The sequence below is a fragment of the Vannielia sp. SX4 genome (assembly GCF_052828525.1).
Map to the genome: position 1 here is coordinate 241,595 of NZ_CM128247.1, position 14,759 is coordinate 256,353.

Below are 14,759 nucleotides of genomic sequence, written 5' to 3' on the forward strand. Positions count from 1 at the left end.
GCAGCCGCCAGAAATCCGCCATCGCAGCTTTTCAGGTGAGCAATCATGGCGGCATTTCAGTTCGTGGGCCTTCTTCCCGGAGACGGCAGCCCCTTTCCCGTGATGCTGGGTACACTCGCCAGCACATCCACCGGCGTCACCTTCATCGACCACGGCAACGACGCGGTCGTGAGCTACGACGCCACCGGCGCGGGGCTGGCGAGCACCGGCAGCAGCTCGGCCCTCAGCGGGCGCATCAGCTTCACCCTCTTCGGCCAGAGCGTCAGCCTCGCTGGCAGCGTGATCGACGCGATGCTGGCGGAGCTGGCCGCCGGAGACACCAGCTCCGAGCGGGCGTTCCTCTCCACGATCGAGAGCCAGGCCAATGCCGCAACGCTCATCTGCGCCAGCGTCGGCGGAACCGACTATCTCTTCGTCGCGCCCCAGAACGGCGCGGGCGTGGCCGTCTATGCCGTCACCGATTCCGGCAACACGCTCACCCTCGTCGAGAGCCAGCCCGATGCGTCCAGCCACTACGCCGCCAATGTGTCGGCGATGACGGTGGTCACGGTGGACGGCACCACTTATCTGCTGGCTGGCTCGGCCAGCGAAGACGGCGTCAGCTGCTACCGGATCAACGCCAGCGGCACCCTCACCGAGGTCGACAGTTTTGGCCGTGACGAGAGCCTGCCGGTGCAGACCGTCACCGCGATGGATAGCACCGAGATCAACGGCACCACTTACGCCGTCATCGCCGCCTCCGACTCCAGCTCGCTCAGTGTGGTCGAGGTCCAGCCCGGCGGCCTCATGGCCCCTGCCGAGCATGTGGTCGATAGTCTCGATACCCGCCTTGACGGCGTCTCCGCGCTGGAAATCGTCGAACTTGGCGGCGGGCGCACTCTGGTCATTGCCGGCGGCAGTGATGGCGGACTCACGGTCTATACCCTTCTGCCGGATGGCCACCTCGTGCCGTTTCAGGTGATCGAGGGCGATCTGGAGAGCGGACTCGACAGGATCTCTGCCATCGGCACCCACCTCTCCGGCACCCAGCTCGACCTCTTCGTCACTACCGAGGGCGCACCCGGCGCGGTGCAATACACGCTCGATGTCAGCGACCTCGGCCCGATCGACTTCGCCATCGCCAGCGGCCACCACGGCACCGCGGCGGACGACCTCATCGTGGTCGACGCGCTTGGCACCCTCTACACCTACGGCGGCGCGGGCGATGACATCATCGTCGACGGCCTCGGGCGCGACAGGCTCTATGGCGAGGCCGGAGCCGATACTTTCGTCATCATCGGCGGCGATCTTGAGCGTGACCGGATCATGGACTTCGAGATCGGTATCGACACCGTCGACCTCTCCGATTGGAACATGTGCTACGGCACCGCCTGGCTCGATGTCTACGAGTGGCACAACGGCGCCCTGCGGATCAACTACGGCAGCGAAAGCCTCGAAATCTTCTCCGCCGACGGCCAGCCGCTGACCTTCGCCGACTTCGACAACATCACCTTCACCTTCTCCAGCAACTACGATGTGGACCGGGCTCCGCTGGAAGAAGCCGGTGAAGAGACGGGCGCCGACCTGATTGGCACGGTCGAGGATGATGTGCTCAACGGCACTGATGGCGACGACGACATGCACGCAGGCGGCGGCGATGACCTGATGATCTCCGGCGGCGGGACAGACAGGTTCTGGGGTGGCTCCGGCACCGATACCGTGAGCTTCGCAGGCTCCGGCACGGCGGTCACCATCAACCTCTCCGATTCCAGCCAGAACGCGGGCGCAGCGGCGGAGAGCCTGTTCTACGACATCGAAAACCTGATCGGCTGCGCGCTGGCAGACAGCCTCACCGGCGATGCCCTCGCCAACCGGCTTGAAGGCGGAGATGGCAACGACTGGCTCGACGGGCTGGAGGGCGACGACACCCTGATCGGCGGGGAGGGTCACGACTCGCTGCTGGGCCGCGCGGGCAACGATTACATCGAGGGCGGCGCCGGGGACGATAATATCGCGGCCTCCGACGGCGATGACGAGGCGCATGGCGGCGCGGGCAACGATGCGCTCGGGGGCGGCAATGGCAACGATCTGCTCTATGGCGATGAGGGCAACGACCACCTCGGCGGCGGCCCGGGCGACGATTACCTCTCCGGCGGCGATGGCAACGACCAGCTCTCCGCCACCTACGGAAACGACACTATCTATGGCGGAAACGGGCACGACCATATCGCGGGCGGCCCGGGCACCGACTTGATCTATGGCAACGCCGGCGATGACAACATCGGCGGTGGCGCGGGCTCTGACGAAATCCGCTGCGGCGGCGGCAATGATGTGGTCGGCGCCGGAGACGGGCATGACCACGTCTGGGGCGGCAGCGGAGCCGACCAGCTCAATGGCGGCGCAGGCAATGATCAGTTGGAGGGCGGCACCGGCGCTGACCGGATCAATGGTGGCACCGGCGATGATGTGATGACCGGCGGCGCTGACGCCGACACCTTTGTCTTCGCCGCCTTCACCGCTGGCGAGACCGACGTGATCACAGATTTCGACTGCCTGGGCGGCGACATGCTCCAACTCGCGGGCATCTCCGGCAGCTCACTGGCTGGCCGCCTCGCTGCGCTAACCCCGACCCAACTGGGCGATGACGTGGTGCTCACATATTCAGGCCACACGATCATTCTCGAAAACGTCGTTCTTACCGACCTCACCCTCGCAGACTTCACCTTCGTCTGAGCCGGGCCGCGCCGCTTGCGCCTACTCGTTGCGGTCGGTCTTCATCAGCCGCATGTGGTGGGCAATCGCGTCATCCACATCGGTGTAGTAGTGCAGTTGCCCTTCCTCCAGCACCGCCCCCTGGCTGCAGAGCCGTTTCACCTGCGGCAGGGCGTGGCTGACAAAGATCGCCCCCGATTTCTCCAGCCGCGCCCGGATCACCGCCTCCGATTTCGCCTTGAACGAGGCATCGCCAACCGCCGTGATCTCGTCGATCAGGTAGGTGTCAAAGTGCACGCCCATCGAGGCACCAAAGGCCAGCCGCGAGCGCATCCCGCTGGAATAGGTCCGCACCGGCATCCGAAAATGCGCGCCCAGCTCGGCAAAATCCTCGACAAATTCCACCAGCTCATCGGTATCCACCCCATAGACCCGCCCGATGAACCGCACGTTCTGAAGGCCGGTCAACTCGGGGTGGAAACTGCCCGCAAACCCCACCGGCCACGAGACCGTGCCGCGAATTTTCACCTCGCCCCAATCCGGCTCCATCGCGCCCGAAATCATCCGCAACAGGCTCGACTTGCCCGCCCCGTTCCGCCCCAGAATCGCAACCGCGGTGCGCGCCGGGAAGGTGACATTCAGGTTGTCGGCCACGATCTTGCGCGTGCCCTTCACGCTGTAGGACTTGGTGAGATTGCAAAGCTCGATCATCGCGATGGGTCCGGCACGGGCGGCAGCAGTCAGCGCCGGTCGCGCAGCGAGTAGTAGATCATCGTCAGCACCGTCCAGGCCGTGGCCAACGCGCCAAAGAGCGTGAGCAGGGTTGTCCAGCGGCGCGGGAACAGCGGCGTCTCGGCGGCAGAGGGCTCGATATAGGTCGCAAGGTAGCGCGACTGTCGCTGCGCCTCGGCGATTGCCGCGTCGTATGCAGCCAGCGTGGCCACGTAGGATTCCTCGGCAAACTTCTGATCGACCGCCAGCGCCTCATATTGGCTGATGAGCTGCGAGTAAGCCTCTTGCTCCTGGCTGGCGTCGCCATCCTCGCTGAACCGGGCCCGCTCCTCGCTGATCCGCACCCGGATCACCTCCACCCGCCGCTCCGCCTGCACGATCCGCGGGTCATCCTCGCGGCTGTTCTGGCGCAGCAGGTCCAGCTCGATGAGCGCATTGGCCAGTTCCGCCTGAAGCGTGTTGAGCAGCCCCATCCGGCCTTGGATATCCGCCGCCGGGTCGACGATCTGGTTGCGCGTCCTGAAGTCGGTCAGCGCCGCGCGGGCCTGCTTCAGCCGCTCCAGCGAGCGGTCCAGCTCCGCGCGGGCATAGCGCGTGGCATCCTCGCGCGCGATGGCCGACAGCTCGTTGATCGTCCGGTTGCTCTCCTTGCGGATCGCCTCGGCAATGTTCAGCGCATCCTCCGGGGTGAAGGCCTTGACCCGGATCTCGATCAGGTGGCTGGACCGGTCGAAATACACATTGACCATCCGCCCCCAGTAGTCCGAAACCGCCTCGATCCGCGTATCATCCCCCAGCGAGAACACCGGGTCGGTTGGCCGCGTGTAGGCCGCGACAAGGTCCACATCCCGCATCACAGCCCGCACCATGTTCGGGCTCTGGATATACTCGAACAGGATATCGGTATCGTTCGTCGAGGACCCGCCGGTGAGGTCGGTGATCCCGCCAAGGATCTCCACCGCACTGCCGATGTCTTCCTTGCGCACCGAGAAGCCAAGGTTGCTGGCGTATTGGTCCTCCGCAACGGTGAAGAGATACCACGCCGTCACGCCAACAGGGGCACCGACCAAAAACAGAAAAGTAACCAACAGGCCCCAGTGCCGGCGCTTTGGCCGTGCTGCGCGCGCAGGTTTTGCCGGAACGTAGGAGTCGGCCGCCTCGGGCGCGAACGCCGCTGCCTTTCCGCCTTGCCCGGCGCCCGCCAGCTTTTTCGGGGATTGAGCCGCCTTCGCCCGGGGTCCACCACCCTGCGCATTGCGCCCCTTGCCTGCACCTCCCCCGCGTGCCTTCTGCGGGTCGGCCTTGCCTTGGGCCTCGGGGTTTGCGGACTCGTTACTCGGATTCTCGTCCAATCTGTTGCCCTTCGTCCTTAGGCTGTGCGATTTAGACGTAACAAACCCCGACAGGTTGCGCCAGTTGTGACGATCTCCAGCTCAGCAGATGCCCAGAGCGTGCCCATCCCGGAGCTGCCGCTGGCCAAACCCGCCCGCTTCCGGACCGGACGGACCATCGCGGCGCTCTTCATCCGCGAAATGTCCACGACCTACGGCCGCAATGCGGCGGGCTACGTCTGGGCCGTGCTCGAGCCGGTGGCCGGGATCGCACTGATGTCGATCATCTTTTCCATCGGTTTCCGCTCGCCTTCGATCGGCACCAATTTTCCGTTGTTCTATGCCTCTGGGCTGCTGCCGTTCCTTGCCTACATGAGCGTGAGCAACAAGGTCGCCCAGTCGGTCCGGTTTTCACGGCAGCTCATCATCTACCCGGCAGTCACCTTCATCGACGCGATCATCGCGCGGTTCATGCTCAACGCTGTGACAGAGATCCTCGCCTTCATGATCCTTCTGACGGGCATCATCATCGCCTTTGATGTCAGCGTCATTCTTGATGTGCCCGCCATGGCCCTCGGCATGTTTCTCGCGCTTTGGGTGGCACTCGGGGTAGGCACGCTCAACTGCTACCTGCTGGCAACCTACCCCTCGTGGGAGCGGACATGGGCAATCCTCAACCGCCCCCTCTTCATCGTATCCTGTATCTTCTTCATCTACGATGACATCCCCCACCCCTATCAGGAGTGGCTCTGGTACAATCCGCTGGTGCATTGCGTCGGGATCGTACGCTCCGGCGTCTACGCCACCTATGATGCCAGCTACGCCTCCGCGGGCTATGTCATCGCCTTCGGCGCGGTGCCCATGGCGCTGGGCCTCGTGTTTCTCCACCGCAACCACCGCGACATCATCAACAACACCTGACCGACAGGCGCTGCTCGCGCCAACCGGCCGTATCTTAGTTTTCGTCGCTTAGACGAAGTTGAAGTCGCTAATCGTCAGATCCGCCGCGGTGTAGTCGAGCAAAACCACAGTCTGGCCACCCGCCCATGTGATCTCGGTGTCAAAACCGGACTGCGAAATCGTGAGGCTGTTGAACTTGTCCACATCCGTCGCACCGGCAACGCCCCCAAGCGTCATGAAATCGCCTTCGGGGGAATGGAAGTCGAGAATGTGGTCCGTATCGACGGCGCCGTAGTCGGTAAAGATGAACTCATCCGCTCCGCTGCCGCCAGACAGGATATCATCGCCCTGACCGCCCAGCATCCTGTCCTTGCCGGCGCCGCCAGCCATGAGGTCATTGCCGTCCTGACCAAACAAAACGTCGGCTCCGTTACCGCCACTCATCTCGTCGTCACCAATGCCTCCGAACATTGCATCGTTCGCACCTTCGCCGTTCATGAGGTCGGCACCATCGCCGCCAATCATCCGATCGTTGCCGTCCCCCCCATACATTTCATCGTCACCGGCCATGCCGTTCATGATGTCATTGTGACCTTCGCCACTCATGACGTCATTGCCTGCACCACCCAGCAGCGTGTCAGTTCCGAAGCCGCCCAGCATGGTATCGTTACCTGCACCGCCGTCCATACGGTCACTGCCGTCTTGGCCAAACAAAACGTCGGCCCCGTCGCCGCCGCTCATCTCGTCGTCGCCAAAGCCGCCGAACATTGTATCGTTCGCACCTTCGCCGTTCATGAGGTCGGCACCATCGCCGCCAATCATCCGATCGTTGCCGTCCCCCCCATGCATTTCATCGTCACCGGCCATGCCGTTCATGATGTCATTGTGACCTTCGCCACTCATGACGTCATTGCCTGCACCACCCAGCAGCGTGTCAGTTCCGAAGCCGCCCAGCATGGTATCGTTACCTGCACCGCCGTCCATACGGTCACTGCCGTCTTGGCCAAACAAAACGTCGGCCCCGTCGCCGCCGCTCATCTCGTCGTCGCCAAAGCCGCCGAACATTGTATCGTTCGCACCTTCGCCGTTCATGAGGTCGGCACCATCGCCGCCAATCATCCGATCGTTGCCGTCCCCCCCATGCATTTCATCGTCACCGGCCATGCCGTTCATGATGTCATTGTGACCTTCGCCACTCATGACGTCATTGCCTGCACCACCCAGCAGCGTGTCAGTTCCGAAGCCGCCCAGCATGGTATCGTTACCTGCACCGCCGTCCATACGGTCACTGCCGTCTTGGCCAAACAAAACGTCGGCCCCGTCGCCGCCGCTCATCTCGTCGTCGCCAAAGCCGCCGAACATTGTATCGTTCGCACCTTCGCCGTTCATGAGGTCGGCACCATCGCCGCCAATCATCCGATCGTTGCCGTCCCCCCCATGCATTTCATCGTCACCGGCCATGCCGTTCATGATGTCATTGTGACCTTCGCCACTCATGACGTCATTGCCTGCACCACCCAGCAGCGTGTCAGTTCCGAAGCCGCCCAGCATGGTATCGTTACCTGCACCGCCGTCCATGATGTCGTCACCACCGAACCCTCCGATTTCGTCATCACCCCCAAACCCGTAGATTTCATCATCATCCTCGGTACCAACCAGCACATTGGGGCCCTCGTCACCCTCGATCTGGCCGGCAACAGCCAGCGCCAGGACCTCAGCCTCCGTCAGGATCCCGTCGGTGAATTCATAGAACTCGACGCTGGTGTAGGTGTCCGTGCCAAGGCTAGAGGTCACCTGAAGCGTGCCGCCGCCCATGTCGGTCACAGAGATACCGCTGGTGTCGATGGTGTAGATCACACTGTCGGTGCCGGTTCCGCCGTCGAAGGTATCGTTGCCGAGGCTCTCATAGTAACAGTCGTCGCCGCTTCCGCCCTCGATATCGTTGTCGACATCGTTGCCCCGAATGTCGTCATTCCCGGACCCACCGATCACGTTCTCGATCACGGTGCCCTGCGCGATGACGAAGCTGTTCCGCGCGGAGGCGCTGCCGTGGGCGCCGACGGTGCTGATCTGGCCTTCGCGCAGGTCGATGGTCTGGTTGGCGGTCGTGGAGGAGAGATCGATCGTGTCGATGCCGCCGGTGTCGAGCACGGTGAGCGCAACGTCACCCCCGGTAAAAATGCTGCTGGAGATCGAGGCATCGTCCCAATGGGCCGCCATGATGTCCCCGGTCAGCCCGCCGAGCGTGTTGTTGGCAAACCACGTCGTATCCCCGCCGTAGACCGAGACCGGCTCGCCATAGAGCGCCCAAACGGCGGCGATATCCGCGATCATCGGGGTGATGATGTTTGCATAGGGGGCAAAACCAGTCTCCTCCATGTCGAAGTAGGACATGATGGTGAAGATGGTGGAATCGTTGTTGAAGTGGTTGTTCACGCCCCAATTGGCAAAACCGTCATAGTTGCCCGAGTGCACAAGGCCCAGCGCATGGCCAATCTCGTGCATGTAGGTCAGGAACGAGTAGCTGTCAGTCGTGGTGCCATAGCTGCTGAGCCAACCTGTACCCACGTTCACTTCGGAAAAGTTGATTATCCCAGTATTCGCGTTGAAGCTCGACGGCCCGGCAAAGGCCCCACTCTGATCGTCATCAAATCGGATGTCCGCTCCGGAGATGCTTCCGGTAATCTCAAACGTGATGCCAGTTACGACCTCCCACTGCTCCAGCGCCAGGCTGGCAAGCTGCCGACCCGCCGCAGTGAGGTTGGCGATATAAACATACATCGTATCGCCGGTGTTCTCGTCATGGCCGATCGCAGTGGGGATGCCCCAGCCGAACTCGGTCAGCTGGCTGACAATATCCTCGATCCGGAAATCGTCGGTGGTGGTCCGCACGATGTAATCGCCGGTCTCATCGGAACTAAAACCGCTAACGGCAATGTAAAAGGTGCCGGTGACGGGCACGGTGTATTCGATTATTGAGAACAGATTATCATCGTAAGGATTGTTGTTATCGGTGAAGTAGGCATCGTCGTTGTAGGCAACCTGCGTGCCGGTCGAGTTGTAGAGCGCAAGCGTCGTATCCCCGATCCCGGCCGTGGCTCCGTTCGTGCCAAAGGCGTTGATCACGATCTCTTCGCCTGCCGTCAGTTCGATCGCGATCCAGTCGTCGTCGGAGCCGCTGCTTATCGTGCCTTCGAATGTGTCGCCCAGCGCGATCGTATAGGCAGTGCCGCTGTTCGCCGCCGCGTCAGACCCTTCAACGTGATCCGAAGCAGGGAGGTCATTGGTGAAGTGCTGGCTCAGGCTTTCACCCGTGAGGATGCCGAAAATCGGAGAAAACGAAACTTGCGGCGTCGCCTGATAGCAAAGCTGACACATTTTAAACCATTCCTATCCATTATCCGCCCATCGCAGTGCCGACGCACCACAGACCGGGCCCATCCATCCACGGGCCGAATGACCAACGTAGGGCGTATAAATGACGAAAACGTGCCACCCCGCACCAAATGTCCGTAATTCACCGCCGCTTCGCGGTCTTCCACCGCTCCCTCAAGCGCCTCTTTCTGACCCGAAGGAGGCGGTGTCCGAATACCCCAGCACTTCCGATCTGGTAACAGGGCAATCTTCACAACTGAGGAAGTCCGCTACCGTGGTGCTCGCCGTCTTCCGCCCTGAGCCGGAACAGCTCGAAGCGCAATTGGCCAGCATCGCCGGGCAGAGCCTGCGGCCCGCGCAGATCGTGGCCGTGATCGCCGATCTCGCCTCCGGGCCGCTGGTCGAAGACGCCGCCGCGCGGCACGGGCTCGTCTGCCATCTCGTCGTTCCCGAATGCGGGCTCGATGCGCCGCGGGCCTTTGCCGCCGGGCTGGCCGCCGCGGTCGATCACAGCGCGCCCGGCAGCCTCATCGCCCTCTCCGATCAGGATGACATCTGGCACCCCGAGCGGCTGGCGCGCGGCGCCGCCCTGCTGGAGGATTTGGAGGTTCAGCTTGTCCATTCCGATGCCCGCGTCGTCGACGCAGAGGGGGCCGAGCTGCACTCCTCGGTCTTCGCGCTCGAACGGCGGATGCGCGCGCCGACCCTGCGTGACCTGCTCTACCGCAACACCGTGACCGGCATGACCACCCTGTTCCGGCGCGAGCTGGCCGAGCTGTCCCTGCCCTTTCCAGGCCAGTCCGGCGTGCATTTCTACCACGATCTCTGGCTCGCCCTCCTTGCCACCGCCACCGGGCGGGTGGCGTTGATCGAGGAGCCGCTGGTCGACTATCGCCAGCACGGGGCCAATGCCGTGGGGGCCATCGGCGGGGCGCGCCGCCTGCGGCTCTGGCAGTTCCGCCGCCCGGCGCTTCGGATCTGGCTGCGGCAGAGGGCCACCAGCTACGCGCTGGCACGATATCTCGCCCGCTGCGTGCAAGCCCGCGTGTCAGAAGCGGTGATCTCGGGCCGCCTCGCCCCCGACAAACCCGCAACCCACGACCTCCGCCCCTATCTCCGGCGGCGCGGCCTCGGCCTGCCGCACCTGACCGACAGCCTGCGGCTGGCGCTCCAATTCCGCGGCGAACTAGCCAGCATCGCCGCCTCGCAGTTCACCATCGCGGCGGGCCGGCTGCTGTGGTCCCTCCGCGAGGCCCTCACCGAGGGTCTGCTCAGCGCGCTCTCCCGGTTCGACACCCGACTATTCACCCTCTCGCCCGGCATTTCCCCGCCCGAGATCGACCCGGCGGGCAACGTCGTGCGCCTTCCCACGCCTGACGTGCAGCACGCGCAACCGCAGCCCAAGCCCCATGCGCAGCCCAAGCCCTCCGCCGCCTTCGTCGATACCCGCAAGACACCGTCATGGACGCCCGAGTTCACCGCGCCGGAACCGGCCCTTGCGCTGCTCGTCCCCACGCTCAACCCGACCGAGGCCTTTGCCGGCATCGCCACCGCGATTGATATCGGTATCGGCCTCGCAGCCCGTGGCCACCGCGTCCGGATGATCGCCACAGACCTGCCAATGGCAAACCCCGCCGCCTCCCGCGCCTTTGTCGAAGACCGGGCCGGGCTCGCCGCATCACAGGCCATGCAGCGCATCAGCCTCCACTGCGGCCTGACGGGAGACAGTAACGGACCAAACGGACCGGTCATCGCCCAACATGTCGGCGATGTGTACCTCGCCACCGCATGGTGGACCGCCCATGTCGCTCAAACCCTCACCCGCAGGCACCCCTTCCTGAACCCGCAGTTACTCTACCTGATTCAGGATTTCGAGCCCAACTTCTACGCTTGGGGCACCACCTGCGCCGATGCCGCGGCCTCCTACGCGATGGATTATCTACCGGTTTTCAACACCACCCTGCTGCGCGATCACTTCGCCCAGCTCGGCCTCTGCGCCCCCGATGCCCTCGCTTTCCGCCCCTCCATCGAGGTGGAGCGCTACGCCCGCGGCACCCGACCGCCCCGGAACGGCCCCCGGCGGCTGGCGCTCTACGGGCGCCCCGAGGTGGAGCGCAACATGTTCCCCATGGCGATCGAGGCGCTCGAAGGCTTCCTAACCGCCGAGGGCCTCGGCCCAAATGACATCTCTCTCGTCTCCGTAGGCCTGCGGCACGAGCCGGTCGCCTTCTCCACCGGCGTCCGGCTTGAGAGCCTCGGCAAGCTGCCTTGGGCGGAGTATCCCGACTTTCTCCTCGGCGTCGATCTGGCCCTGTCGCTGATGTACTCGCCCCACCCGAGCCACCCACCGCTGGAGATGGCAGCCTCCGGGGTGCGCGTCGTCACCAACCGCTTTGGCGTCAAGGATCTTGGCCGCCTTTCGCCCGCCATCCTCTCCGCCGAGCCCGCGCCAGAGGCGCTCGCCGCCGCGCTCTCGCAGGCATGGGCCGCCGGGCCCGTGCCCGAACACCAGCGCCAGCTTGACCTCACTCCGCTCGGCCTGCCGCTCGACGCGATGATCGACGAGCTTTCCGCCGGGCTCTTCCACCTTCTAAAACCGGAGGCTTCCGCCGCATGACCCGCAATCTCCTGCTTCATATCGGCATGCACAAATGCGGCTCGACCTACCTGCAACAGGTGCTGCTGCGCAATCAGGCCCGGCTCGAGGCGGCGGGCATCGCCTATCCGCACAATGGGGTCGGCCATCCGGGCAATGCCGAGGGGATCGAATCCGCCAACTCCGGCCGGCTTGCCGCGCTCTTCGGCCCGCATGACCGGCTGGTGCTCTCCTATGAGGATCTGATCTCTCAAGGCGCGGCTGCCCAGCCCTTTGCCCGAGCCGTCACCACCCTTGGCGTCGAGGTCGAGATCGTGGCCTTCATCCGCCCCTTCAGCGAAATCGTCTTTGGCGACTATTCGCAGGTGATGAAGCAGCATTTCCGGACCTTCATCGCGGCAGGCGCGGCCTATGGCGGCAAGAACTTCGAGCGCTTCGCCGTGGCCCGCAGCCGCCAGATGAACCCGCGCGGCTGGCTCCGCGCGTGGCGGCGAGCCTTGCCGGCTGCCCGCTTCACCCTCGCCAGCCACCGGGCGATCCGGGGCACAGTAGAGCCTTTCCTGGCCGAGGCTGAGATCAACTGGGAAGTGCCGCGCCACCTCACCAACCCTTCCCTGCGCACCGAAGACTGTGACCGCATCGCCGCGACGATCACCGCCGGCGATGTGCCCGGACGCCGCATCGTCGAACGGGTGAAAGAGGCGCTCCACGCCCCGAGCACGCCCGACGCAGGGCGCACGCCCGAGCGCCAAGCCTGGATCGAGGCGGTGTTCGAGCATCACAACACCGCGCTTTTGAAGGAGTTCGGGTATGATAACCGCCTGCCCGCCCCGGCCATCAGCGCTTTGCCGGAACCCATGGCAGAAGGCGCAGCCTGAAAGGGTCGCGCCCGATCTTCTTACTTCGGGGAGTTTACCGGCCGCTCAGAGCCGACCGAGTGCCACCGAGACCCACATGATCGAATTCGCGAACTGGGTCTGACGGTGAATGCCTGCCTCGCGCAGCATCTTCATCCGCACCGCCAGCGGCTGGCGGCGGGCCGCCATCACCCGGCGCAGCAGGCGCCGGTTTTCGGGGGTGAAGTAAGGCGCGCAGGTCTTCAACGCCTTCAGGTTAGTCTCCATCCAGCCCTTGTAGGTGCCATCCATGACCATCCGCAGGCGGCGCGCGCGGGCGCGCATGCCATCATTCGCGCCGATCAGGTTGGCGCCGTGCTGGCGGTAGAGCAGGCTCGGTGCATCATCATGCACCACAACACCGCCCGCACCGGTGATGAGCTGGTAGAGCCACCAGTCATGCACGGTCACATCGTCCACGTCTTGGGCCGCGGCATGAACCAACCGGCTCGCCGCCGGGTTCAGCACGATGGTGTTGCCGCCCGCGATGTTCTGCACCAGCGCATTGGCAAAGCTCGGCGGCTTGGGACGGGCGGGCGAGATCCGGTGATTATCGAGCGAGTCGTCGGTGATCAGGCAGCGGCTGTGATACATCGCCGGCGTGTTCCACGAGACCTCCTCCAGCCGCTCGATCGCGCGGGAGAGTTTGTGCGGCAGCCAGAAGTCATCCTGATCGGAAAAGGCCCAGTAGTTCCCCGGGTCCACCTGCCGCATCAGGTGCAGAAAGTTCGCCGCTGCGCCCTTGCCCGGCCCGCTGATCTGGCTGATCCGGTTGCTCGCCGCGTGGTTCTCGATGATCTTCGCGCAGCCATCGTCCTCGCCATCGATGCTGACGACCAGTTGCCAATTCTCGTGCTCTTGGGTGGTGAGGCTGTCGAGCTGCTCTTCCAGATGCGAGGCGCCCTGATGCACGGCCATCAGCACGGTGACGGGCTGCGACTCCTGATTGCTCGTGTATCCAGATGCGCTCTTTCGCCATTCTGGCGTCAATTGCAGCATGACCAGCCCCAAAATCATTCCAACCAAGCAAACCCCCGCAGCGGGAGAACGCCATGCAACTCTGCGAAACCTACGAAAGCGCGTGGAACGCCCCCGCATCGACTCATGCCTGCCGTCTCCAGATGGCTCCTTCCCCGAGCCTGACAGGAAGCAGTAAAGAGTCGATTACTTCTACTCAGCCGGTCGCTCGCCTCAAAGGGGAAAAGTGAGTGAAATCCGTGGTGAAGGGGGCGATCGGCACCTTCTCGCGCACCCCGCCGAGGTTCCCTTGGGTCACTTCGGCGGGTTCTGGCCCGAATCTTTCAAAGCGCTTTTAGCGCTTCCGCCCAACGAATCAGCCAAGCGCCTCGAAAACGATCAGTTGAGCAGGTTCAGCAGGTAGGCGCCGTAGTCGTTTTTCGCGAAGAGTTTCGCCCGTTCAACCAGCGCCTCGCGGCTGATCCACCGCTTGCTGTAAGCGATCTCCTCCAGCGAGCCAGTCTGCAGACCCTGCCGTTTTTCCAGCGTTCGCACGAAGTTACCCGCATCGAGCAGGCTGCCGTGGGTGCCGGTGTCGAGCCAGGCGTAGCCCCGGCCCATTGTCTTCACGTCGAGCTTTCCATCGGCAAGATAGCTCTCCAGCAGCGTGGTGATCTCGAGCTCACCCCGCGCCGAGGGTTTCACCTGCCGTGCCCGCTCTGGCGCGCTACCATCGACAAAGTAGAGCCCGGTAACAGCGTAGTTCGAGGGCGGCACCGGCGGCTTCTCGATCAGCGCGCGCACCCGGCCTTCGCCGTCGAAATCGACCACGCCGTAGCGCTCCGGATCGGCCACGCGATAGCCAAAGACGGTCCCGCCATCGTCCTTCGCACCGGCCTCAGCCAACATTTCCGGCAGGCCGTGGCCAAAGAAGATGTTGTCGCCCAGCACCAGCGCCGAGGGCGCGCCGGCAAGGAACTCCTCGGCGAGGATAAAGGCCTGCGCCAGCCCGTCGGGCGACGGCTGCTCGATATAGTAAAACCGCAGGCCCCACTGGCTGCCATCGCCCAGAAGCCGTTGAAACTGGTCGGCATCTTCCGGCGTGGTGATCACCGCAATGTCACGAATACCCGCCAGCATCAGCACCGAGATCGGGTAGTAGATCATCGGCTTGTCGTAGATCGGAAGCAGCTGTTTCGAGACCCCCATGGTGATGGGATAGAGCCGTGAGCCGGTGCCACCGGCGAGGATGATGCCCTTGCGGTCGGTCATATCGCTCTC

The 14,759-nt window shown here is 63.9% G+C and carries 9 protein-coding genes; 4 read left to right on the plus strand and 5 right to left on the minus strand.

Going from position 1 to position 14,759, the window contains the following annotated elements; translation table 11 throughout:
- Positions 1 to 45: 45 nt before the first annotated feature.
- On the plus strand, positions 46 to 2,712 hold the full coding sequence (locus tag ACUXVX_RS01235) for a calcium-binding protein (protein ID WP_446310015.1): 2,667 nt from the start codon (positions 46 to 48) through the stop codon (positions 2,710 to 2,712).
- Positions 2,713 to 2,733: 21 nt separating this feature from the next.
- Here ACUXVX_RS01235 and ACUXVX_RS01240 read toward each other — a convergent pair whose 3' ends face one another.
- Positions 2,734 to 3,402 carry an ABC transporter ATP-binding protein gene (locus tag ACUXVX_RS01240; RefSeq protein ID WP_222496237.1) on the minus strand — a complete coding sequence of 223 codons (669 nt, stop codon included), beginning with the start codon at positions 3,400 to 3,402 and terminating at the stop codon, positions 2,734 to 2,736.
- Between the two features lie 29 nt (positions 3,403 to 3,431).
- Positions 3,432 to 4,472, minus strand: coding sequence for a sugar transporter (locus ACUXVX_RS01245; RefSeq protein WP_446310016.1), 1,041 nt, complete (start codon positions 4,470 to 4,472; stop codon positions 3,432 to 3,434).
- Between the two features lie 369 nt (positions 4,473 to 4,841).
- Here ACUXVX_RS01245 and ACUXVX_RS01250 point away from each other — a divergent pair, with 369 nt between their 5' ends.
- Positions 4,842 to 5,675 (plus strand): ABC transporter permease, encoded by an 834-nt coding sequence (locus ACUXVX_RS01250; protein ID WP_446310017.1) that lies wholly within the window; start codon positions 4,842 to 4,844, stop codon positions 5,673 to 5,675.
- Positions 5,676 to 5,723: 48 nt separating this feature from the next.
- Here the strand turns inward: ACUXVX_RS01250 and ACUXVX_RS01255 are convergent, their stop codons facing one another.
- The gene (locus tag ACUXVX_RS01255; RefSeq protein ID WP_446310018.1) at positions 5,724 to 9,032 is read right to left on the minus strand and encodes a M10 family metallopeptidase C-terminal domain-containing protein; all 3,309 of its coding nucleotides are present in this window, start codon (positions 9,030 to 9,032) and stop codon (positions 5,724 to 5,726) included.
- Positions 9,033 to 9,303: 271 nt separating this feature from the next.
- Here ACUXVX_RS01255 and ACUXVX_RS01260 point away from each other — a divergent pair, with 271 nt between their 5' ends.
- Positions 9,304 to 11,646, plus strand: coding sequence for a rhamnosyltransferase WsaF family glycosyltransferase (locus tag ACUXVX_RS01260; RefSeq protein WP_446310019.1), 2,343 nt, complete (start codon positions 9,304 to 9,306; stop codon positions 11,644 to 11,646).
- A complete protein-coding gene (locus ACUXVX_RS01265) occupies positions 11,643 to 12,503 on the plus strand; it encodes a hypothetical protein (protein ID WP_446310020.1) in 861 nt (286 codons plus the stop codon). Before ACUXVX_RS01260 ends, ACUXVX_RS01265 begins: the two co-directional genes overlap by 4 nt.
- A gap of 45 nt (positions 12,504 to 12,548) precedes the next feature.
- Here ACUXVX_RS01265 and ACUXVX_RS01270 read toward each other — a convergent pair whose 3' ends face one another.
- Both ACUXVX_RS01270 and rfbA read right to left on the minus strand, forming a co-directional pair.
- Positions 12,549 to 13,520 carry a glycosyltransferase gene (locus tag ACUXVX_RS01270; RefSeq protein WP_446310021.1) on the minus strand — a complete coding sequence of 324 codons (972 nt, stop codon included), beginning with the start codon at positions 13,518 to 13,520 and terminating at the stop codon, positions 12,549 to 12,551.
- 357 nt (positions 13,521 to 13,877) lie between these two features.
- Positions 13,878 to 14,750 (minus strand): glucose-1-phosphate thymidylyltransferase RfbA, encoded by an 873-nt coding sequence (rfbA, locus tag ACUXVX_RS01275; RefSeq protein ID WP_446310022.1) that lies wholly within the window; start codon positions 14,748 to 14,750, stop codon positions 13,878 to 13,880.
- Positions 14,751 to 14,759: the final 9 nt, after the last annotated feature.